This window comes from Pedobacter kyungheensis, from assembly GCF_000812965.1.
Taxonomy (GTDB): domain Bacteria; phylum Bacteroidota; class Bacteroidia; order Sphingobacteriales; family Sphingobacteriaceae; genus Pedobacter; species Pedobacter kyungheensis.
Window position 1 is genome coordinate 1 of sequence record NZ_JSYN01000012.1, and the last position, 24436, is coordinate 24436.

Annotated in this window: 18 protein-coding genes and 1 rRNA gene; 6 read left to right on the forward strand and 13 right to left on the reverse strand. The window is 35.7% G+C overall.

The features are described 5' to 3' along the window. A 16S ribosomal RNA gene (locus tag OC25_RS11095) occupies positions 1-255 on the reverse strand; the annotation flags it as partial. Between the two features lie 996 nt (positions 256-1251). Between OC25_RS11095 and OC25_RS11105 the strand changes: the two genes are divergently transcribed. Both OC25_RS11105 and OC25_RS11110 read left to right on the forward strand, forming a co-directional pair. Beyond that, positions 1252-1950 carry a ComF family protein gene (locus OC25_RS11105; RefSeq protein WP_039475811.1) on the forward strand — a complete coding sequence of 233 codons (699 nt, stop codon included), beginning with the start codon at positions 1252-1254 and terminating at the stop codon, positions 1948-1950. Positions 1951-2009: 59 nt separating this feature from the next. Next, the gene (locus OC25_RS11110; RefSeq protein ID WP_052266149.1) at positions 2010-3383 is read left to right on the forward strand and encodes a hypothetical protein; all 1374 of its coding nucleotides are present in this window, start codon (positions 2010-2012) and stop codon (positions 3381-3383) included. Between the two features lie 292 nt (positions 3384-3675). Here the strand turns inward: OC25_RS11110 and glyA are convergent, their stop codons facing one another. Together glyA and OC25_RS11120 are read right to left on the reverse strand one after the other, a co-directional pair. After that, a complete protein-coding gene (glyA, locus tag OC25_RS11115; RefSeq protein ID WP_039475815.1) occupies positions 3676-4947 on the reverse strand; it encodes a serine hydroxymethyltransferase in 1272 nt (423 codons plus the stop codon). Positions 4948-5009: 62 nt separating this feature from the next. Beyond that, positions 5010-5753 (reverse strand): segregation and condensation protein A, encoded by a 744-nt coding sequence (locus OC25_RS11120; protein ID WP_039475817.1) that lies wholly within the window; start codon positions 5751-5753, stop codon positions 5010-5012. Between the two features lie 231 nt (positions 5754-5984). Between OC25_RS11120 and dxs the strand changes: the two genes are divergently transcribed. Together dxs and glmS are read left to right on the forward strand one after the other, a co-directional pair. After that, positions 5985-7913 carry a 1-deoxy-D-xylulose-5-phosphate synthase gene (gene dxs, locus OC25_RS11125; protein WP_039475822.1) on the forward strand — a complete coding sequence of 643 codons (1929 nt, stop codon included), beginning with the start codon at positions 5985-5987 and terminating at the stop codon, positions 7911-7913. A gap of 251 nt (positions 7914-8164) precedes the next feature. Next, complete coding sequence (gene glmS, locus OC25_RS11130; protein WP_039476025.1) at positions 8165-10003, forward strand: glutamine--fructose-6-phosphate transaminase (isomerizing); 1839 nt, start codon at positions 8165-8167, stop codon at positions 10001-10003. A 92-nt stretch (positions 10004-10095) separates the two neighbouring features. Here the strand turns inward: glmS and OC25_RS11135 are convergent, their stop codons facing one another. Together OC25_RS11135 and OC25_RS11140 are read right to left on the reverse strand one after the other, a co-directional pair. After that, positions 10096-11703, reverse strand: coding sequence for a hypothetical protein (locus OC25_RS11135; RefSeq protein ID WP_039475824.1), 1608 nt, complete (start codon positions 11701-11703; stop codon positions 10096-10098). A gap of 109 nt (positions 11704-11812) precedes the next feature. Further along, entirely contained in the window at positions 11813-13204 is a 1392-nt protein-coding gene (locus tag OC25_RS11140; RefSeq protein ID WP_039475827.1) for an undecaprenyl-phosphate glucose phosphotransferase, read from the reverse strand. A gap of 733 nt (positions 13205-13937) precedes the next feature. Here OC25_RS11140 and OC25_RS11150 point away from each other — a divergent pair. Together OC25_RS11150 and OC25_RS11155 are read left to right on the forward strand one after the other, a co-directional pair. Further along, entirely contained in the window at positions 13938-15344 is a 1407-nt protein-coding gene (locus OC25_RS11150) for an MBOAT family O-acyltransferase (protein WP_039475832.1), read from the forward strand. Positions 15345-15352: 8 nt separating this feature from the next. Further along, a complete protein-coding gene (locus OC25_RS11155; protein WP_039475835.1) occupies positions 15353-16198 on the forward strand; it encodes a hypothetical protein in 846 nt (281 codons plus the stop codon). A 610-nt stretch (positions 16199-16808) separates the two neighbouring features. Here the strand turns inward: OC25_RS11155 and OC25_RS11160 are convergent. From OC25_RS11160 to OC25_RS11195, 8 genes are all read right to left on the reverse strand, one after another. After that, positions 16809-17897 carry a mannose-1-phosphate guanylyltransferase gene (locus OC25_RS11160; protein ID WP_039475836.1) on the reverse strand — a complete coding sequence of 363 codons (1089 nt, stop codon included), beginning with the start codon at positions 17895-17897 and terminating at the stop codon, positions 16809-16811. Next, a complete protein-coding gene (locus OC25_RS11165) occupies positions 17881-18984 on the reverse strand; it encodes a DUF1972 domain-containing protein (protein ID WP_039475838.1) in 1104 nt (367 codons plus the stop codon). Before OC25_RS11165 ends, OC25_RS11160 begins: the two co-directional genes overlap by 17 nt. 3 nt (positions 18985-18987) lie before the next feature. Beyond that, on the reverse strand, positions 18988-19824 hold the full coding sequence (locus OC25_RS11170) for a glycosyltransferase family 2 protein (protein ID WP_052266150.1): 837 nt from the start codon (positions 19822-19824) through the stop codon (positions 18988-18990). Continuing rightward, a complete protein-coding gene (locus OC25_RS11175; protein ID WP_052266151.1) occupies positions 19817-20587 on the reverse strand; it encodes a glycosyltransferase family 2 protein in 771 nt (256 codons plus the stop codon). Before OC25_RS11175 ends, OC25_RS11170 begins: the two co-directional genes overlap by 8 nt. A gap of 9 nt (positions 20588-20596) precedes the next feature. Continuing rightward, positions 20597-21817 carry a hypothetical protein gene (locus OC25_RS11180; RefSeq protein WP_039475842.1) on the reverse strand — a complete coding sequence of 407 codons (1221 nt, stop codon included), beginning with the start codon at positions 21815-21817 and terminating at the stop codon, positions 20597-20599. Continuing rightward, positions 21804-22607: an alpha-1,2-fucosyltransferase gene (locus tag OC25_RS11185; RefSeq protein WP_167335390.1), complete on the reverse strand. Its 804-nt coding sequence runs from the start codon at positions 22605-22607 to the stop codon at positions 21804-21806. Before OC25_RS11185 ends, OC25_RS11180 begins: the two co-directional genes overlap by 14 nt. A gap of 50 nt (positions 22608-22657) precedes the next feature. After that, the gene (locus OC25_RS11190) at positions 22658-23197 is read right to left on the reverse strand and encodes an acyltransferase (protein WP_052266156.1); all 540 of its coding nucleotides are present in this window, start codon (positions 23195-23197) and stop codon (positions 22658-22660) included. 212 nt (positions 23198-23409) lie between these two features. Next, positions 23410-24435, reverse strand: coding sequence for a glycosyltransferase family 2 protein (locus OC25_RS11195; protein ID WP_039475853.1), 1026 nt, complete (start codon positions 24433-24435; stop codon positions 23410-23412). Between the last annotated feature and the right edge of the window lies 1 nt (position 24436).

Here is a 24436-nt window from a genome sequence, read left to right on the forward strand (position 1 = left end):
CCGCCAACTAGCTAATGACACGCATGCCCATCTTTATCCTATAAATATTTGATCATTGGATAATGCTATCCTGTGATTTTATGCGGTGTTAATCCGGATTTCTCCGGGCTATCCCCCTGATAAAGGTAGGTTGCATACGCGTTACGCACCCGTGCGCCACTTTCATAAGGTGCAAGCACCTTAATCGCGTTCGACTTGCATGTATTAGGCCTGCCGCTAGCGTTCATCCTGAGCCAGGATCAAACTCTCCATTGTAAAATGTTATTTGATGCTGACCAGTTTTAACTATTGTTAAAAATAGTCTTCTTTTGTTTTGTCTGTTAGACATCACCTTTAAAATAAAGCTCCTTAATCATGTACTTCGATCAGTACTTCATTAAACCCGCTTTCGCTACATTGACATCTCTTTTAAGAACTTATTCGGCTTTAACCTCACGGTTGCCTTTTATATATCTTCGGGTTTTGGTTTCAGCCGGTCTTTATCATCCAGCCTTCATGTTTCGTCCGTTTCAATCTTTTTTGTTTGCCTTCTGCGACATCCGCCGCTTCAGCTTTTTTTGCCCTTCCTTTCGGTTGGGAGTGCAAAGGTAGGAATCTTTTTTTAACTTCCAAATAAAATAATTTTTATTTTTTCGTCCTTCTTTTTTCCTTCTTCGCTATTTCAATACACTGCTTTTAATCAGCTTCCCGTTCCTTCCGAAGCGGGCTGCAAAGGTAGCAATCTTTTCTCATCTCGCAAGGATTATTTTAAAATAAATCCTGCTCCTCTTTCTCTATTGCCAGCTTTTCAGTTTATTGCCCTCTCCTTCCGAGCGGGTTGCAAAGGTAGAAAAAATTAATACCCACGCAAAGGCTTTTGGCTGTTTTATCGGCAGGTTTATGCTAAATAATTGGTTTACAGCTGAAAATAATATTCATCGGGATAAAACAATTGGGGGATTGGGGTGTTATGTGGGGATTTTTAAGCGCCGGCCGGCCGTTTTTTCACCATTAAGGGGTAAAGGAAATTAAGGGTTGGGAGGTTTTTTGTTTTTAGACGCCTTGACGGGGTGCTTTGTACCGGCTGTGCCACCTAAACCCCTGCCTGCAGCAGGAAGGTGATAGAAGGTAAAGCCCGGAGCGAGGTACGAGTGAGGACTTGAAGGAATAGCGGGACGACCACATGCTACAATTCACAGGAACCTGCTTTGCTAAAAAATAGACCTTACTTATATTTATTTATTATTGATGAAAAATCGATAAATTAGGAATATGGGAACAATAAAACGCCTGACATCGGATTTAATTTCATTGCTGTTCCCTGAACTCTGCAATGCCTGTGGCACAACTTTATTTCATAATGAGAAGCTTATCTGCATCAAGTGCCTGTATGATCTTCCTTTTACAGATTACCATCAGTATGCAGAAAACCGTGTTGCCAAACAATTGTGGGGTCGCGTGCCACTGAATGCCGCCATGGCCATGCTTTATTTTAGAAAAGGTGCAAAAGTTCAAAACCTGATTCATAGCCTAAAATACAATGGGAAAACTGATGTTGGGCTATTACTAGGGAAAATGATGGGCGAAAGGTTAAGAAACAGCGTGCTTTACCAAGATGTTAACGTGATTATCCCGGTTCCATTACATCCGAAAAAACATAAACAAAGAGGATATAATCAAAGTAGCTTTATTGCAAAAGGGCTTGCTGAAAGCATGGGAACTTGTTTTAATGAGCGCAACCTGATTAGAAGTGCTTTTACCGAGAGCCAAACCAAAAAGAGCAGGTACAACCGCTACGAAAATATGCAGGATGTATTTAAAGTAATATCGCCTGTGGAGATTTTAAATAAGCATATTCTGCTGATTGATGATGTAATTACTACCGGCGCAACACTCGAAGCCTGTGCCAACGAACTACTGAATGCCGGAGCTGCAAAAGTAAGTGTTGCAGCTGTGGCTTTTGCAGAATAAAGCCCATCATCTTGATCCTTGTTGTTGCAACTACTGGAACATTTTTATAAGTTTGATTTATGCGTTTCAATATTGGCCTGCTATTATTGTTTATTTTCATGGTATCGGCCTGCCGGAAAGGAGAACGCATAACCACTGATCCAAATGCCAAACTCAGTATTTCGAATCCGGAAATTTTATTCGATACCATCTTCACTTCAGTAGGCTCCGTAACTAAAAGGATAAAAATTGCCAATAAACATAACGACGCTCTTAAAATTTCTGAAATTAAATTGGCTGGCGGCAATACTTCCCCCTTTAGTATTAACATTAACGGAGAAAACCTCCTGAACAAAAACGACCTGATTATCAATGGTCAGGATTCAATTAACCTGTTTGTGAAGGTTACGATTAACCCTAACGCGCAGAACCTGGCTTTTCTGGTTCAGGATTCTATTATTTTAAACACCAATGGCAACAGGCAGGTGGTGCAACTTCTGGCTTACGGCCAAAATGCCATATTTGTTAATAATGCAGTTATTAATAGCAATGCTGTTTGGGTAAAAGCTTTACCGTATATTATTAATGGTACACTAACGGTAAAAAGTGCTTCTACTCTTACTATGCAGCCAGGCACCAAAATTTATTTCCATAAAGATGCCAACCTAAACATAGAAGGGAGCCTTAATGTTAATGGCACAGTTAGCGAGCCGGTTATGTTCTGCAGCGACAGGCTGGAAAAAATATATCAAGACGAACCCGGACAATGGAAGGGAATTTTTATTAAACGAAACGGCAATGGACTCATCAAACATGCCATCATCAAAAACGCATCGGTTGGCATCACCTCCGATTCCTTATCGCTAAATGCAAATCCTAAATTGATTTTAAGCAGTAGTATTATTAAAAACATGCAGGTTGCAGCCTATATAGGTTATCATTCTGAACTTTTAGCTTTTAATAACCTGATGTACAATTGCGGCAATTACCTGATTTATGCCGTAGGAGGAGGAAACTATAACCTGAAGCAAAACACTTTTGCCGGTTACAACCTAAATTTTCCAAGAAAAACCGCAGCTTTAAGCTTTTCCGATTACTTATCTGCAAATGCTTACAATAAACTTCAGTTAGATTTAACCAATAATATTATCTGGGGAAGTTTAACCAATGAGCTCGATATTCAAAGAAAAACATCGGCAGTAGTGCAACTTGGCCTGTGGAATAACATTATCAGAACCACCAGCAACAGCTACAACAATAATGGCAACATTTTAAACACAAATCCACTATTTGTTGACAAGACCATGGAGAATTTTGAAGTGCAAACCAATAGTCAGGCAGTAAAAAAGGGAAAAGATTTAAGCACTGACCTGTATTTCAGTAATTATTTGAATAAGGACATGAAAGAAAATTCAAGATTTTATCCCTCAACCTTAGGCTGTTACGAAAAATAATCACTTTTTTTCACTTCCTTGAAAACAATTTGGCATAAACTCTCGTTTATATATTCGAGAGCGTTAATTTAGATGGTAAGGGTCGATATTTCTTCAAAGAATATCGGCCCTTTACTTTTTAGCAAATCAAAGCGTAAAAAGAGATGAAGCGCTGTTGAAAGTTAATGGCATATAGTTGATAGACGCCTAAGCCAAAAACTCAGTAAACATCAAACTTTTTCTTAATGTACCTATAAACAAAAAGAGCCCTGCATATTGCAAGGCTCTTTCTATAAAAACGCTTAATGCGATATTATTTATACAATGGGAATGCACTAACCAGGTTAATAACCTCGGCTTTTACCGCATTGATGTTGGCTTCATCTTCAGGATTTGTTAACACCTGATCGATTAAATCAACAATTTTTTCCATTTCTGCTTCTTTTAACCCCCTTGTGGTAACTGCTGCAGTTCCTACACGGATACCTGAAGTTACAAATGGCGATTTATCATCAAATGGCACCATGTTTTTGTTTACCGTAATTTCAGCTCTTTCTAAAGCATTTTCGGCAACTTTACCGGTAATGTTTTTATTGCGAAGATCGATTAACATTAAGTGATTATCGGTACCACCAGAAATAATGCCGTATCCTTTAGCAACAAATGCTTTGGCCATAGCCTGTGCATTGGCCGCAACCTGTTTGATATAAGTTCCGTATTCCTCGCTTAAAGCCTCGCCAAAAGCAATTGCTTTAGCCGCAATAATGTGCTCTAAGGGGCCACCTTGCGTACCAGGGAAAACAGCCATATCCAATAAGTTGCTCACCATACGGATTTCGCCCTTAGGTGTTTTTAATCCCCATGGATTTTCGAAATCCTGTCCCATCATAATCATACCACCACGCGGACCGCGTAAAGTTTTGTGGGTTGTAGTAGTTACAATATGGCAATGCGGAAGTGGGTTAGCCAACAAACCTTTTGCAATTAAACCAGCCGGGTGAGAAATATCAGCTAAAACCAAAGCTCCGATTTTATCAGCTACCGAACGGATAAAAGCATAATCCCACTCGCGCGAGTAAGCAGATGCACCGCAGATAATTAATTTTGGTTTTTCTGCTAAAGCAACTTCTTCTAATTTTTTATAATCGATCAATCCGGTTTCTTTCTCTACACCATAAAACAATGGTTGATATAATTTACCAGAAAAATTTACCGGCGAACCGTGAGTTAAGTGACCACCGTGAGAAAGATCAAAACCTAATATTTTATCGCCTGGCTGAAGAATAGCAAGCATAACAGCCGCATTAGCCTGTGCTCCAGAGTGTGGTTGTACGTTAACCCATGCTGCACCAAATAATTGTTTTGCCCTATCGATAGCAATTTGCTCTACTACATCCACTACCTGGCAACCGCCATAGTAACGCTTACCTGGTAAACCTTCAGCATATTTATTAGTTAATACTGAACCAGCAGCTTCCATTACCTGCTTGCTTACAAAGTTTTCTGATGCAATAAGCTCTAAACCATGCTCCTGGCGGTTTAACTCCTTATCAATAAGTTCAAAAATTTGGTTGTCGCGTGTCATCGTTATATTAGGTTTGTATTTTTTTTGCAAAAGTAAGCAATTCAAACTTAATATAAGCGCAATTACGATAATGCTTTCACATTAAAGTTGTTAAAGCCACTTCCGATGGTTATCTCTACAATTTGTTGCTGCAACATTTCTAAAATGGCAAGGAAATTATATACGAAATGTACTTTATTTTCTGAGTTTTTAAGCACCAGGGCAAAATCGATCTGCTTATTGATATCTAAAAGATTGGCAATAAAGTGTTTTTGCTGCTCGATAGTATAAGGATATTGAACTACGGTATGTTTTACTTCTTCGCTCCGCAATTCATACTTTTGCATGGTACGGTGATAAACTGTTAAAAGTTTATACAGATCGAGTGATAAGAGTTCATCCTGATGGGTTGAAGATGCTGCTGCCAAGCCTAAGTCGAAAGCAATGTTACCCCGCTGGTCCTGTTTCATCCGGCCATCCTCTAAAACCTTCATTTCTTCGGCAGCCGATTTAAACTGCTTATAGGCAATCAGGCGGGCAATCAGGTCTTGTTCGGCATTAATTTCGTTTCCTGCTTCATCAATCTCAATCCTTGGCAGAAGCATTTTCGATTTAATGCGCATCAGCGTAGCTGCCACCAGAATAAATTCGCTGGCCACTTCTACATTCAGCGCCAATAATTGATGAATATAGGCAAGGAAATCGTTAGTAATTTTCGCGATCTCCACGTCCTGAATATTCAGTTCATCGCGTTCAATAAAGAACAACAACAAATCGAAGGGACCTTCAAAAACCGGAAGTTTTATTTCAAAATTCTCTGCCTGCATGCGTAGCGGCAAACATAGTAAAAAATTTCAGGTCCTGATAACCTAATCCAAAGTGCTAAATACCCATCATCGCGGCACCTCATGGAGCACCAAACGCCACACGCTTGTCTCCCGACGCTAAACCGTTAAACACTAACCGCTTAACCATCAATAATAAACCACTAATTTTTCTCTTCTATATTAAAACAAATTTACCTTACTTTGTATCTTGTTTTTTACCACAAATTTCGAATGCAAGTAAAAGCTGGCCCCCTGCTTTCAAAAATCAACTATCCCGCTGATTTGAAGCAATATAACGAGTCTGACTTAGAACAAATAAGTCAGGAATTACGACAATACATTATTGATGTAGTGAGTGTGAATGGTGGCCATTTTGGTGCCAGTTTAGGTGTTGTTGAACTCACGGTAGCACTCCATTATGCATTAAATACACCCTACGATAAGCTGGTTTGGGATGTAGGCCACCAGGCTTACGGACATAAAATTCTTACCGGCCGAAGAGACTTATTCCACACCAACCGCGTGTATGGTGGTATTAGTGGCTTTCCAAAAATTTCAGAAAGTGAGTACGATACCTTTGGGGTGGGCCACTCTTCTACATCCATATCTGCAGCTTTGGGTATGGCGGTAGCTTCACAATTAAAAGGCGAAACCAACAGGCAGCACGTTGCCGTAATTGGCGATGGTGCCATGACAGCAGGTTTGGCTTTTGAAGGATTAAACCATGCTGGGATTGAAAACAGCAATGTACTCGTTATCTTAAACGATAATTGCATGTCTATCGACCCTAATGTTGGTGCGCTGAAAGAATATTTAACCAGCATTACCATTTCCAAATCTTATAACAGGTTCCGCGATGATATTTCACATGTGCTTACCGGCCTTTCTAAACTTGGCCCTAATGCGCATAAGTACGTGAAGAAAATTGAAAAAAGCATTAAAGGCACACTGCTTAAACAAAGTAATTTATTCGAAGCGCTAAATTTCAGATATTTTGGCCCAGTAGATGGTCATGATGTGAAACGTTTGGCACAGGTGATCAAAGATCTCTCGGCGATTCCTGGTCCTAAATTATTGCACTGCGTTACCGTAAAAGGTAAAGGCTTTGCATTGGCTGAGAAAGATCAGACCAAGTGGCATGCTCCGGGCCTTTTCGATAAAATTACCGGCGAAATTAAAAAGAGTACCCCTGATAAACCTCAGCCGCCAAAATACCAGGATGTTTTCGGGCATACTATGGTCGAACTTGCGGAGGCAAATGATAAAATTGTAGGCATTACTCCGGCAATGCCTTCCGGCTCATCATTAAACATCATGATGAAAGCTATGCCTAAACGCGCCTTTGATGTCGGTATAGCCGAACAGCATGCGGTAACATTTTCTGCAGGTTTAGCTGCGCAGGGTTTGGTTCCATTCTGTAATATCTACTCCAGCTTTATGCAAAGGGCTTATGACCAGGTGATTCATGATGTAGCCATCCAAAAACTCAATGTTGTTTTTTGTCTGGATAGGGCAGGCCTTGCAGGTGCCGATGGGGCAACGCACCATGGAGCTTATGATATTGCCTATATGCGCTGCATCCCTAATCTGGTGGTTTCTTCACCTATGAATGAAGAAGAGCTTCGCAACCTGATGTTTACCGCGCAACAAGATAATATTGGTCCATTTGTAATCCGATATCCACGCGGTAATGGGGTAATGCCCGATTGGAAAAGACCATTTAAAGCTTTAGAGATTGGAAAAGGCCGTAAAATATGTGATGGCGAAGATGTAGCGTTGTTAACTATTGGTCATGTGGGTAATTTTGCAGTAGAAGCACGTGCCGAACTCAATACAGAGGGATTCTATCCGGCACATTACGATTTACGTTTTGTTAAGCCTTTGGATGAGCAAATGCTGCACGAGGTATTTGCCAAATATAAACATGTAATTACAGTAGAAGATGGTTCATTACAAGGTGGTGTAGGGTCTGCGGTACTAGAATTTATGGCCGACCATGGCTACCAGGCCAACGTAATCCGCTTGGGTATTCCAGATCAGTTTATCGAACATGGAGAGCAACCGGAACTTTGGGCAGAATGTGGTTACGATAAAAATGCCATTATAGAAACAGTAAGAAAAGTTGCTGTAAAAAGAACAACTGATAGTATGGCTGGCTAAAAGCAAAATACATCAAAACATAGGAAATCCCGTTGTAAAAAAAATTACAACGGGATTTTTTATGCGTATAATTTTATCACTAAAAAATAACCTTTTATAGCTAATTAGACATATCAGTAGTGCTTATTCAATATAGCATCATTGTAAACCAATGTAAACACCGTAACAATTACGCTACCATAATTAGCAAAAAAACACTAAACAAACGTTTGATTTACTATATTAGCAGCCTAATTAAATCTAAATTTATTATGTGTGGAATAGTAGGCTACATCGGCTTTAGAGAAGCCTGGCCAATTGTATTAAAAGGGCTTAAAAGATTAGAGTACCGTGGTTATGATAGTGCAGGTATTGCTTTAATGAATAACACCGGGCAGCACATTTACAAAAAAGCTGGTAAAGTTGCCGTTTTAGAAGAATTTGCGGCAGCACAGGATAAGTCTGGCACTATTGGAATAGGCCATACCCGTTGGGCAACCCATGGCGCACCTTCTGATCGGAATTCGCATCCCCATACCTCAAATAATAATAAACTTTCTATCATACATAACGGTATTATCGAAAACTACGCCACCCTAAAAGAAGAATTACTGGAGCGTGGTCATGAATTCAAAAGCGATACCGATACGGAGGTCTTGATTCATCTGATTGAGGAAATCCAGAAGATTGAGCAAATTGATTTGATGGAAGCCGTGCGTTTGGCCCTGCAGGAAGTAAGCGGTGCTTATGCCATTGTAATTATGGACCAGGATAATCCTGATCGTTTAATTGCGGCCCGCAAAGGAAGTCCGATGGTAATTGGGGTTGGAGCAGGCGAATATTTTATTGCCTCAGATGCCACTCCGATTATCGAATACACCAAAAACGTAATCTACCTAAAAGATGGAGAGATTGCATTGATTACCAAAAACGACCTTTTAATTAAACAGCTGGATAATGTGGTACAAACACCATTAATCCAGGAACTCGAATTGAAGCTTGAAATGCTTGAGAAAGGTGGCTTCGATCACTTCATGTTAAAAGAAATATACGAACAGCCCCGGTCAATAAAAGATTGTATGCGCGGGCGTATTTATCCACAAGAAGGTAAAGTTCAGTTGGGTGGCATAAAAGAATTTGCAGATAAATTAAAAAACATCGACAGGATTATTATTGTCGCCTGCGGAACATCGTGGCACGCAGGTTTGGTAGGAGAGTACCTGATTGAAGAATATGCACGTATCCCGGTTGAGGTGGAGTATGCATCAGAGTTTAGATACCGTAACCCAATCATTACCGAAAAGGATGTAGTAATTGCCATTTCGCAATCAGGCGAAACTGCCGATACCATGGCAGCAATCGAAATGGCTAAAGAACGTGGTGCAACCATCTTTGGTATCTGTAACGTTGCTGGTGCTTCTATCCCACGATTAACGGATGCCGGTGTCTATACACACGCAGGGCCTGAGATTGGTGTAGCCTCAACCAAGGCCTTTACTGCTCAGGTTACCGTACTTACGCTTATGGCTTTTTATATGGCGCAGCAAAAAGGCACCATTACCACTTCCAAATTAATTGAGTTATTAACTGAACTAGACCATATCCCTGAAAAAATTGAGCTTGCGCTCGAATCTAATGACTTGATCAAAGAAGTTTCCGAAAAAATTAAGGATTCTACAAACTGCTTGTTTTTAGGTCGCGGTACGGGCTTTCCCGTTGCTTTAGAGGGCGCTTTAAAACTTAAAGAAATTTCATATATCCATGCGGAGGGCTATCCTGCAGCCGAAATGAAACATGGCCCTATTGCACTGATTACCGAAGAAATGCCTGTTGTATTTATCGCAACGCAAAATTCATCATACGAAAAAGTGATTAGTAATATCCAGGAAGTAAAAGCCCGAAAAGGAAAAGTAATTGCCATTGTAACAGCAGGGGATACAGAGGTAAAGAAAATGGCTGATTATTGTATCGAGATACCTGATGCAAATGAAGCTTTCTTACCGCTACTAGCAACTATTCCACTTCAGTTACTTTCTTATCATATTGCCGTGATGAGAGGATGTAATGTAGATCAACCTCGCAATTTAGCAAAATCGGTAACGGTAGAATAAGTATCCATAAACATATAAAATAAGAAAGCCTGATCGGTTGCGATCAGGCTTTCTTATTTTAGGCTATAATATTTATTAGCGGAATTCCTATGTTAAAAATCTGAATATAGATTTCTGAATGAACTTCTTAAACCAAAAGTAATTAAACCGGTATTGTTTTTACCTAAGCTGTTACTTTCACGCCTGATGATACCGCCCAATTCCAAACGCAGGTTGTATTTAGGGTTAATCACATAAGCAACCCGGCCCTCGGCATAAAAAAGATCAGTTCGAATTCCCTGAGTAGTATAATTTCCATTAGCTTTTACCGCATCGGTGTAGGGCTCAAAAATGTTTTTGCCGTAATTCTGGCCAGCCTCATCTAATCCGTACTTAGCATACATCAATTCTCCGCTAAAATCAAAACGCTTATAAGAATAATTTAATAAACTAACCAGTTCTCTAAAGTTAGCGCCCATCGGGTGTGCTAAAGGTTCATTATAATTAGCGTAATTGCCTATGCGCGTTCTCGAAGAAAAGGTATAAGGCTTCGCAGTATTATATTCCAGTAAATAATTTAAACCCTCAACTTTAAAAATATCTGCTCCCCTTATACCCAACTGCCAGCCATATTTATTCCTCGAACTACCAGAACTCGAAAAGAAATTCTTGGCTTCAAATTCATCTAACGAAAACTGCCCATAAGCAACCAGTTCTTTCATAAACTTATACTTAGCAGTAAAACCTAATAAGGCGTTATCAGGCGAACCGCTCGAGGCTTCAACTGGCCTCAAAAAAATAATAGGGTTAGCATAGCCCCAGTCAAATCCTCTTCTATTTCCTGCTTCATCGGTTTGTGCCCACACAATAGAATCAAAGAAACCGATAGATAGGCGGTTATTCACATTCCAGTCTAAATAATGGAAAACGCCTCCCTTTTTACGGTTGCCAGCATCATAAGATAATTTAGTCGCACCAGGGTCTTGCATCGAAGTCCACATGGCCATATATTGCACATTTCCCAAATTCCCAGTAAGCTTTAAAAAAGGAGCCGGAGAAGAAAAATCAGATAACAACAAAGAACGATAACCATCACCTATAAATGTTTTATCGTAACCAGCTGTAATATTCAAATATTTTATAGGGGTATAAGATATTGTTGCGGTTACATACGACCAATCTAATGAAGTCTTTCCACCATTAAAGCCATAAGCACGGTTGTAAGATTGTCCAGGCACTACGCCAGTAGTGTTCACATAATCGTTATAATATTTAGAAAATTGCCCTTGATTTTCAAAACCACTCGTATAAAAAGAGAACTTTTTACCGACTGTACCACCCACTTGATACCCCCTTGTATTTAACCACACGTTTTGTTTACCTGAGAAATCTTTACCAATTTGAAAATCAGGCAAAAAATCAGCGTAAACAGTAAAGTCTTCTTTTTGGATATCCAGTAAATGTTCCTGAAATAGCTTCCTTGATACCCAGCTATGCCGGCTAGAATCTACTCCTACACTCAGCAGAAGGTTACTTTTATCTCGCAATAAGCTATCATCAATAAAGAAAGGTTTTAACGCACTATGGATACGGATATTAGGATTATATACTTCACCGCTTAACTTCTGATAAAACTGATAAGAATAGGGCTGATACACGGCTTGAGCTTTTAGCTCACGGATAGAAATAACTAAAAATAGGAGCAACAAGATTTTCTTCATCGGATAAAATTTAATTCAAAGGGCAAAGAACGTAATTAATTATGAAATTAACCGGGTTACACAGATATTGGCAAAAGAAAAAGCCCTTTCGGGCTTCTTATGAATTTTGTCAGAATGCATTCTCTTCTCCTTTGGCCATGTTAATAACGGTCATAAAAATAATCTTCACATCCAACATGGCACTCCAGTTCTCCAGATACCAGATATCGTGTTCAACACGTTTTACCATTTTATAATCTTCTTTTGTTTCACCACGGTAACCATTTACTTGAGCCCATCCGGTAATACCCGGTTTTAAAAAATGGCGCACCATAAATTGATCTACAATACCTTTATATTGTTCTGTATGGCTTAACATATGTGGCCTTGGGCCCACAACACTCATGTGCCCCATAAATACATTAAAAAATTGTGGCAATTCATCCAGGCTCGATCTTCTCAGGAATTTTCCAATTGGGGTAATCCGGTCATCATTTTTGCTCGCCTGCCGCTTATCACTATCGGCATTCATCCGCATACTCCTGAATTTAAAACACCAGAAAGGCTCGTCATCACGCCCACTCCTTAATTGTTTAAACAATACTGGCCCTTTACTCTGTAATTTAATCAGAATGGCGATAATCGGATATAGCCAGCTTAATACAAAAAGAATAACCAAACCACTAAAAACCACATCAATTACCCGTTTTTTAAACCGGTTATGGATTTTCTCCAAAGGTTCCGATCGTAAAGAGATCACCGGAAACTCATTACCTAAATAACTTACGGTGTAAGGCGATAATAAGGCCCCACTAATATCAGGTATAAATTTTAAACGCACACATTGCCTTTCTGCTTCTTCCGTTAATAAAGTCATATCGCTCATTCGATCAGGTGCAATCGTTACATATATATCTTTAATCCCTTTATCTACAGCCATCTTAAACTGCCGTCCTACCATATCAGATATCTGGCCATTTCGATCCAGATAATCTTCTGGTACATCATTAATAAAGCCATGAAATTCAATATAGTGCTGTTTTTCAAAATAACTGGCCAATTGCATACCGGTAGCATTATTACCCATAATTGCTACCGATTTAACCCCACGTAAATGGTTAAATAGCAAAAATTGAAAAGAAGTACCAATAAAACGGTTAATCAAAAATAAGATGGCCAGCATGCCATAGAAAACTACCAGGAAAGATCTTGAGAAATCATTTTGTCTGGAAAAGAAAAGGTAAATAGAAAACAATACAGCATGTAAAACCACACTTTTCCAGGTGCCCCTGTAAATCCGCTCTATCCTACGCGAGCCATATTCGCTATACAAACCAAAACTTGTGGTGCTTACAATCCAGATCAAATTACACACCACCACATAGTGCCATTGCAGTTCCGAACTGACTGCTTTGCCCATATACGCCGTAAATTGGTAGGCAAAAAAGTACACGATATTAACCATAATCAGGTCAGTTACCGGTAAAATATATTTAAGTATAAATAAGTAACGTGTTTGCATAGGCTTAAAGTGAGAACTTAAACATTTAGTTTGTATTTTTGTTTTAACTGAATTACAATGAACAAAATTGATGCCCAAAAATTCACTTCAAAGTTAAAAAATCATTACCAATATAAAAACGGGTAATAATTATGCAATATATAATTAAAATAAGTGACTGATAAATCGAGTATCGTTATCTGGATAAATAGTAGATTAACAAATCAATTCAGTAGAAACAAAAAAGTTTACAAAGTGCATTTTTTTTATTTAATGCTGGCTTAAGCATATTTAATTCCATGGTCAGCAACCATGTCTTTAGCTACGTGTTTAATTTCTGTTCCTCCGGTTTTGGATAGATCAAAAGGATTCAATTATCAGCAACTACATTGTTGTTCAGTCATCTGATTTACCACTCTTTATCCACAATTCGATATCTCATTTAGTAATTATAGTGAACCAGTAAAGATTTTTGGTCATAAGTTTTGCAGATAATCATCTTTACTTTGCATAGAGGTTCGATTACAATTTACATCAGTATTAAGTACAATGGTAATTTTTAATTAAATGTTACGCTATAGCAATCCTTTTTCATTAATTATACAGGCATCAAAAAGCAGAATCTATCCATGCTCGTTTTTAATTCATTACGTTTATGGTGTTACATTATTGAAAATTAAATATATTTGCGACCAAACGTTCGAATTCTTTGAATTGAATCCTGCAGATCATTGTTTTATTAATAAAAAATCTCATGCTTTTTAATAGCGCCATTTTTATATTATTACTAGTATTAACCTTTATTGTCTATTATATTCCTTTCTTAAAAAAGCTGCAGGTACAAATATTAATTCTATCAAGTTTAATTTTTTATGCCTACAGCCAACCTAGTTTATTACTTTTGTTAATTGTTTCAGCATTAATAAACATCGCTGTAAGCTATCTTATTGTTAATGGCAACCCCAAAATGCGCAGATTTTATGCAACAACAGGGGTTATTATCAACCTAGCAGTCTTGGTCTTTTTTAAATATAGCCCTTTATTTGCTAAAACGTTTCTAAATACCGACGCAGGTTTCGGCCAATTCTTATTAATGCTTCCTTTACCTATTGGTATATCATTTTATACTTTTGAAGGGTTAAGTTTACTGATAGATGTATATTCAAACAAACATAAAGATATATTAACTATCGAGAAATCACTTTCCAAGCATTTTTATAAAACCTTGTTTTTCATTTCATTTTTCCCACACTTAATAGCGGGTCCTATCTTAAAAGCATATGAATTTTACCCACAAATTGGCGAGAAAAAATTTAAGAATATCAATTGGAGTTATGTGTTTGAAAAATTGGTACAGGGATATTTTCTAAAAATGGTTATCGCCGATAATTTGACCAATTTCACATTTTGGATGGAGTATCCTTATTTTAAAACGATTGCTTCTTTTGATCTTATTCTTATTGTTTTTGGGTATTCTATTCAAATTTTCTCAGATTTTGCCGGTTATTCTTTGATCGCTCTCGGGATTGCAAAATTATTTGGTTATGATTTGATAGACAATTTCAATTTCCCATACATATCTTCGTCTTTTTCTGAATTTTGGAGAAGATGGCATATATCTTTATCAACTTTTTTGAAGGAGTATTTGTATATTCCGTTGGGGGGGAATCGAAGAGGACGCGTACGTACATACACAAACTTAATTATTACTATGGGGCTAGGTGGCTTATGGCACGGCGCGGCTTGGAGTTATGCCATATGGGGGCTATACCATGGTTTGGCTTTAGCCATTGAAAGATTTTTTTTAAATAACTTTAAATTACCCCAAAAAAATACTTTCACAAAGATTCTGATGGGAATTGTAGTTTTTTTAGTGGTTACCATTTCCTGGGTATTTTTTAAACTGCCTGTTGAAAATGTGATAGAATATTTTAAATCCATTTATGCCAACCAGCATCTTGCACACAATGGTACACTTATCGTTTTTATATTACTTTATTCAACGCCAGTTGTTATCTATCATTTTTTATACTTAGCTAATCAGAATCCAATGATAGCGAACATCACCCAAAAGTATAAATTCATTGCTTACGGCTGCATGTTATTTATGATAGCGGTCAATTCAGGGCCGTCTGGATCATTCATTTATTTTCAATTTTAATATAAAAAATGATAAAAAAAGGTTTATTCGTTTTTGCTTTATTGTTTGCAGCCTACAGCATTTTTTTAGTTTTAAATAAACAACAATGGAGATCTGTACAGTACCAATATCAGGGGAATATCATCAAATCTGACAGATATATTTACGCTGATGTGACACCCAAGGCTGCAATGATCGGGACATCATTATCTGGATTGATAGAAAATGATAGCATTCCAGGTGTCTACAATTTAGCAATGCCCGGCATGTCGATGTTTGATGGTTTTAATATCATTAGCAAACGGAAAGAAGCACCTTCAAAAATTTTTATTGAAATCAACTATTTTTTCAAGGGTCAAAACAATGATTTCGCTCATGCTTATGATTCTCCAATTAGCATTTTTTTAAATAATAATTTCCGTGCCATGCGCCCCGAAAATCAACCAATGGGAATTTTAAGACATATTATTACTTCAAAACCTGATGGTAAAAAAAATGCTGCGGCAATAGAAGAAAAAGAATTACCGGCAACTGTATTTAATGAATTGTTGCAAAATGAAAAGAAAAAGTATAATCATCCAGATACGAACGTGATAAAAAATGCAATAATAAATTTGAGAGCAGCGATAAAAACAATACAAGAAACTAATCGCAATACTAAGTTCTACTTTTTTGAAATGCCTGTTAATTCATCTCTTGAAAATTTGCCCTTGGCTATTTTTACACGTGAATCCATCAAAAAAAACTTCCCTAGCATTCCCTTAATGCACCTACCTCCAACATCTTTCAAGTCAAGAGACGGGATTCACCTTGAAAAAAAGGAAGTTTCGATTTACCTAAAATACTTTAGGGAATTTCTGGAAACAGGAAAATAATAGAACATTTACTTTGTCAAAATGCTATTAATAGTCTACCGGTTTGCATGGTCAAAGATATTTCATGTGGAGTAAGTATTGAACTCAATTTGCTGAAGAAGGCGGGTAAAACTAATTTAAAATCAACTACAACTATACTAGTTAAGGAGAGCTAAAATCCATTCTTTTAGTACCCTATTTGCAGAAATGATTTTCCATTGCATGTTATTTTTGAGGACGATGCGCACCTCTGTATTAACCTAGTTATACCACATTTCATTTTCAGTCTGTTCGCTTGAGTACAGATTGCTACACATCATTGTTTTTTTAGATCAAAAAGTGCTTTCGTAACATACTATTAATTAACTAAAACACATGAGCCAAAAAAAGCTACAGCCACCTTAAAGAACTTAGAATTTGAGTAACACATACTATTTAGCCGATTAAAATGAATAAATTAATTACCCTCATTAAGATATGCAATAATACAAACTAAATAAAGAAGTTGTGCAACAGCTTCAAAAGAAACGAGCGATTAGGCAGGACAGAGTTTGTCACTTTTGAAAGATTAGAGCTTAAGCTAAAAGCTAGATTAACGAATGATTTATTACCGACCAACTTACTAACTCACTTAAGCATATCGCGTGCCATGATTGTTAATCATTTGCTCGGCTACTTTTTTAATTTCCTGTTCTTCCGATTTTGGATAGATCAAAAGGACTTCACCATCATCAACCACAATATAATTATCTAAACCTCTAATCACCGCAGCTTTATCTTTAGATAAATGAATAACGCAATTGGTCGTCTCTTGCAAGTACACTTTATCTAAATTAACCATATTACTATTCTCATCTTTTTCACCCACCACGTGTAGTGAAGCCCATGTACCCAAGTCAGACCAACCAATATCAGCCGGAATGGTATATACATTACCTGCTTTTTCCAATATGGCATAATCAATAGAAATATTGGGGCTTAATGGATATTTTTCCGTGATGAATTTAGTTTCTGCATCTGTGTTGTAAAATACCGAACCGCTTTCAAATAGAAAAGCAATTTCAGGAGCATACTTTTTAAATGCTCTCTTTAATGAATTAACTGACCAGATAAAAATGCCTGCATTCCACGCATAATCTCCACTAGCCAAATATTCCTTTGCTTTAGCTAAAGCAGGTTTTTCCATGAAAGCATCGACCTTTTTGATATCTTGATGCCCGCTACCTGCTACTTGATACTTGATGTATCCATAGCCCGTATCTGGCCTCGTTGGGCTGATACCCAAAGTCAATAAGGCATCGTTTTTTTCACTAAAGCTTAAAGCTTGTTGAATTTTATCTAAAAAGACATCTTCCTTTAAAATCAAATGATCGGATGGCGTCACAACAATATTGGCATCAGGATTTTTTTCCCCAATCTTATATGCCGCATAAGCAATACAAGGAGCAGTGTTGTTACGACTTGGTTCCAACAAGATATTCTCCGCTAAAACATTTGGCAATTGACAGGCAACCAAACTGGCATAGCTCGTATTGGTTAATATATAAATTTGCTCGTTTGGACAAATCTTTAAAAACCTCTCATAAGTTAATTGCAATAAAGATTTCCCCATACCCAAAATATCAATAAATTGCTTAGGAAAATGGTTTCTACTTTTTGGCCAGAAGCGGGAGCCTACTCCTCCAGCCATGATTAATATATATTTATTTTCTACATTCATAAATTATCGAATTAAAATGTTGTTCATATAGGTCAACGATGTGTTCCCAAGAGAATGTCTGGACAATCTTCTTATTATTTGATTCAATGGCTGATTGATAATCCCCCTTATTTGTGTTATTTAATAACTCAGCAACATCCTTCGCATTTTCAAAATAAAAAGCATCATCTTCTAGAATCGATTCATTAAAGATATTTTTATTTGCGGCTATTAATGCCTGGGAGGCCATAGCTTCTAATAAGGATGGATTGGTACCCCCAACCGTATGACCATGAAAATAAAGCCTGGAGAAATGGCGTAAATTATTCAATACATTAATATCGTACACGCCGCCAACAAAAATGATATTATCGTATCCTTTGAACTTATCTTTTAAATATGTTCCAAATTTGGTCTCATGCTTACCAATGACTAAAAATTTCTCATATTGTTCTGCCTGGACAACACCATCCAAAATCATCTCGATACTATTTTCGGGTTCTAACCGTGCTATAAGCATACTGTACTGCTGCATTTCAACTCCATATTTCTTCAAACAAGATTTATCAGGATGGGTAAACAAATCTGCTCCATAGGGAATATAAAGTGACTCTTTTTGATAAGTAGCTTTTAAATAATCCTGGATACCAATGGAATCTGAAATTAAATAATCGCTGTACTTGATTCCTAACTTTTCCGCGTACTTTAAAAACCGCTTTACCTTTGGTGAAAACTTCGTGCGTTTCCACTCCAAACCATCAACATTGGTGGTAATTACAGTTTTTTTTCGAGGGAACAACCAACCCCAAATCGAACTGCTCGTATAACCTAATTGCAGAATAATGTCGAAGCCTCTTTTTCTACTATCCAAAATACAATTAAAATCATATATAAATTGACCAGCAGGACCCATTTTATTTTCAGGGTCGTAACAATGAATAATCTTTACCTCATTCCATATAGATTCCTGATAGGGATGATCATTTGAATTATAAACGGTAACCTCGTGCCCACGCTCAACCAAGCCCAAAGATAAATATTCAGCAAATTGTTCGAACCCGCCGTAATGGTTAGGGATACCCCGTGTGCCTAAAATGGCTATTTTCATAAATTATTTTAACATTCTCTTAAAAGTAAAAAAAACCTTATACATTATAAATTCAATAGAGCTTATTTTAAAACTTAATTGTGAAAGTAAATCAGAATAAATCCTCATCTGTTTCAAAGGGCTTTTTAATTTATTGTAAAAGTATTGAAATGCAATTTTATTTGACCCTACAACATTATTTGAATGTTGCCTATAAAGTATAGTTGGCTGAGAAACATATGATATTTTTCCATATTTTGAAATATTAACAGCCATCCACTGATCATGAATTATATTTTTTGACGTAAGAGGTAATACACATTTTACTGCTGCCCGATTAATCATAATTGTACATCCAGCTACAACATTTAAGGCTGCAAGTTTTACAGGTTTGTTAATTACAGAAACATCCAACTTTTGGCTTTTAATCATCGAATCGGATAAAATAGCTAAGTTTTGATCGACAACCTTCAAATCTGTAAATACCATTAATGGTATTTTGCCAAAGTTCATCTCCAAATTAGACATTTCATTCAACGTTATTTCAATTTTATTATCCAACCATACATCATCTTGATCACAAAGCATTATATAGTCACCGTTGCAATTTTCAATCAGTTGCGAAAACGAAAGTGTTGAACCTAAATTACCTCCAAGGTCTTTAAGCAAAAAGAACTTATCTGGATAATTTCTTACATAACAATCAATAATACTAAGTGTATTATCAGACGAACCGTCGTCTCTTATGATAATTTTCCACTGACTATTAGTTTGACTTAAGATAGAATTTAACTGCTCGTCTAAATATTTTCCACCATTATAGGTTGATAGAAGAATATCAATTTCGATATTTCTATCCATAAATAATTTTCTTTATATAAATAATAGTATGATAATAAGAATTAAAAAAGAGATATTCTAGTTTGTGTTTGAATTTTTTCCCAAAATGATTCTCTTTTATTATCAGAGCTTCCTTCATCGATTTTGTAATTAGTTGATTACTCACACCTCCATATCGCATATTAACTATGTTTTCATCTATAAATTTGAAATTTATTTTTGCAAGATAACATCGGATAACAAAATCATAATCCATAAGAATTTTTATATCAATATTGTAAAGCCCTATTTCGTCGTAAATCTCTTTAGGACAAAACATTCCGGGATGCCAAACATTCATCACAGATTCGATGCTATCAATCGAACTCTTCTTAATTTTAAAATTATTTAGATTATTATAAAGTTTTACGTTACCACAAAGAACAGTATATTTATTTGTATAATTTTCAACAACTTTTTTTACAGCATCTTTTTCATACCAGTCATCTGCATTTAATAACGCAATAAGATTTCCAGATGAGAACTTAATTCCTTTATTAAAGGCATCAGAAATTCCATTATCGGGTTCGCTAATCCATTTTGTAATTTTATCTTTATATTTATCTATTATTTTTAATGATCCATCTGTAGAGCCGCCATCAATAATAATATATTCAATATTTGGATAGGTTTGTGCTAAAACACTTAAAATTGTCTGTTCAATTGTTGATTCCGCATTATATACAATCGTAATTACTGAAACTAAAGGTATATTCTGTTTATTGATATGCGCTGTGAGCATCATAATTTATGTCTAATTAATTTGCCCTACAGGCTGTAAATATTTAGTTTTTTTAGACCCATTGATTATAATGGAAGCTAAAATAAAAAAGAAAAAGAAACCTGTTCTTGAGATTGGCTCTGAAAAAAGTGCTATTATTATGACGCAAATAAATACATTTCTTATTTTTTTATTTTCGAACAAATTAAAGCAGAATGCCTTATACAATAAATAGCCACCAGCAATCAAACCAAAATCCAATAAAAATATCATAAAACCATTAACCATCTCGGCATCCAAATAACCACTTTTATCACCTTCAACCGCATCATTCCATATACGCTCACGTGTATTTAAAATAAGTAGATCCGATGAATTAAATGTTGTTTTGGGGTCTTCTCCGATAATAGGACTTCTCTTTAACATTTCAAGACCAACATAAAAGTCTCCAAATCTTACAGATGAAGATGTTGCGCCGCTACCGGATAGTTTTTCATTGATATTAGAAGAAATTAAAGAAAATAAAAAGAAAAATAAAATTGCGGGGATAATTAATGTTTTTGCTCTTTTAATAGGGCTCAAATAAAGAACGTTTGCAGCTAATATAAATACCATAATAAACAAACCAGTAGTGGAAAAAGTAAACACAATGGATATTATTGAGAGAATAACTTCTTTAGTTGGCCGCTTACTGGAAAGGATAAGGATAAGATTGAGATTTAGAAATAATTGCCAAACCCCAGGCTCCCATGCCAAACCACATAATCGATAGTGGTTGAGAAATGAAGGCCCACCTGAGTCTATATACCAAAAAATATAACCTATTTGTCGTAAAAATGGCCATAGATAAGCAGGGCTAAACAATGATTGGCCAAAAATTAGAAAAAATATACTTATTAAGGTAAAATGCATATAGAATTTAAATAAATTCGAAATATCTACCAAAAATATTTGTTTATAATTATTTGTCCTATAATTCAATAATACTATATATGCCGATGCTATAGCAACGAAAACAAAATATGGAATTTCGTTACTTTTTATCAAATAGAATACAGTTAAAATCAAGATTAGAGAACTTAACACAAGTAAATCCTTTAATTTAATTCTTAAGAAATTATTTTTATTTAGAATTATTAGAATAAAAAACCAAAATATGATTCCACCATCAAAAAAGTGCAAACTGGTTCCAGAAAAGAACAGAATCCCTAAAGAGAGGCTCCTTTTAAACTGATTCCTTTTAATTTTGAACATCTTTATTATTTAGTAAAAAGAATATTTTATTTTTAACCAACTGCATTACTGATTTTAAATACCCAACAAAACTGTATTTATTAATTATGACGATATAATCTCGAGGTAGTAAATCTTTTGTACTGAAATTAGCTTTATAACCAAACCACAAGGAAGGTACAATAACTTTTTTATTAATATGCTTATTTAAATATGCACCCCACCAACTAAATGAGCTATTGCTGAGTATATTATTTTCACAGTAAGATTGTATATATAGATCGATAATTGGAGAGGTGTTTTCAGCAAATATTACATTTTTCAATTTTATATTATTTTTACACCATGTAATATCATCACTGACGATAATAAAATTTTCATTTTTACCAATTAGATCAATAGCCTTTTTATAATATTTTAATCCACAAAAAGGATGCTTGTACAACATTTTAAGATAATCTCCTCTTCGAATATGAATACTGGTATATCCGCCTTTTAAGATTTCTGGATATTTTTTTTCAATAAAGAAAATAGTATTATCATCGATAGAGTATTGTTTTAAAACCAGAGACCTATCAAAATATCTGTGCGACTGGAAGTACCCCTTTATAATCAAATCAGTACCTTCAGTATATGGAACGGAATTATAGTGGTAAAATGGTTCTTCATAAACCGGTATTCCATCTGGAATATAATTTAAGATATCAAAACCTTTAAAAAAAGTATCCTTATACTTTAATGTAGCAGAATACTCTTCTTGTAGTGGTACGCATATTGTTATTTTTTCACTTAGAGACAGAGCTGCAGCCATCTGAAAAAGATTATTTCCTAGTCTATCACTAAAGACAACATAAATCATATCTAATTAAAATTAATTTTTTTTATCACTTTAGCAGGATTCCCTGCTGCTATGCAATCTTCCGGGATGTCATTCACTACAATACTTCCACTCCCAATAATACTACGCGCACCAATGTGAACACCTTTTAAAATGATACACCGAGTTCCTATTAAAACATCATTATCAATAATAATGGGTTTATTAACTTTATGATTCAGATCATTCTCTATGTTACGTCGATCAAAATAAGATAAAGAATGAGCATCTGAGTCCATAATAATAGTGTCCGCTCCAATATTAACTTGATTCCCAATTGTTATTGATTGATGCGACCATAAACATACAGAACTAAAGCCACAGTTGTTACCAATAAGCAAAGTTGCTTTATCTTCAACACTTATTGAGCCTTTAATATTTCGACTTAAAGGATTTAGGCCTCTGCCACTTTTAAAAGTACAGGAGTCACCAATTATAATATTAACATCCTTTCCTATCTGAATATCTAAAACTCCCTGCACGATCAGGTTTTTGCCATATGCAATACCATGTACCTTCATCATAAATCTACCCCATCTCCAGTTGACAGAGTTGAAAATTCTAGTTCTATATTTCGTGTATGTCTTATAAATCTTAATTAACATATAGCTTTTTGTAAATGGAGAAGTTGATTTTAGCTTTCCCGAAATCAATATTTCTGTCGGAAAACCGTGGTTTCAATTTTGAATAACAGCTTTACTAATTAGAGTAAATAAAACTGGCAGATATATTAATCTCAAAAATTTCTCCTTTTATGATAAAAATTAACCATTAACATATTTAACCTGAAAGGAAGCATCTTTATCATCAATAATAAAACGAATTTTTTCTTTTTTGCTAATAATAATGAAAAAAAATCTTTCAACCCTATAACAGGTGTTTTAAAAGCTTTTCTACACAGTTCTGGTTTATCCTGATCGGTAATCCTTTTACTTTTGTACGAATCCCTAACAATCATGGTATAACAAAAGTTGAAAACATCGATATTACTACACACATCTTCAAATATTTTAGGATTATTAATAGAATATTCGAAATCGCGTATCGAAATGTAAATCTCAGCCGTTTCTAATGACAAATCATTATACATGATGGCGTTTGTAATCGATGTATTGCGGATCAGATAATCTAATGTAATATCAGGAAGTAACACGATCTTTGTCAGGTGCCGGATCTCTAAAAAAGAAAATACGGCATCTTCAACTACGTTATGAATGTATCTTAAATTATTGTCTTTTAAAAAAGTGGTTTTATATAATTTATTCCAGGAATACACTGAAAAATATCCATTCTCAACATAAACATGTTTTTTAAATGATCCATTATCAAATACCTTTTTCTCATCATACTGAAAAACCTTAGTTATTATCCCTTCCTCATCTACAGCACGATGGGAAGCTGCCACAATATCTGCATTATTTAATTCTGCTTCCTTTACAAGTAAACTGATTGTATGTGAAACTATATAATCGTCACTATCAATAAAAAAAAGATAATCACCTGTTAAATTATCCAAAATAATATTTCGGGATTTTCCAATACCCTTATCAACCTCGTTTTTTTTAATTACCCGAAAAGGAAATTTACTGCTCACTAACGTATCCATAGCTACTTGCAGACTATTATCGTCGCTAACATCATAAACGATTAAAATCTCTATTTGATCATAATCCTGATCAAAAACAGAATTCAAACAGTTGGCAATATGAGCTTCAACATTATAAACAGGTATTGCTACCGTAACTTTAGGATTAAATGACATT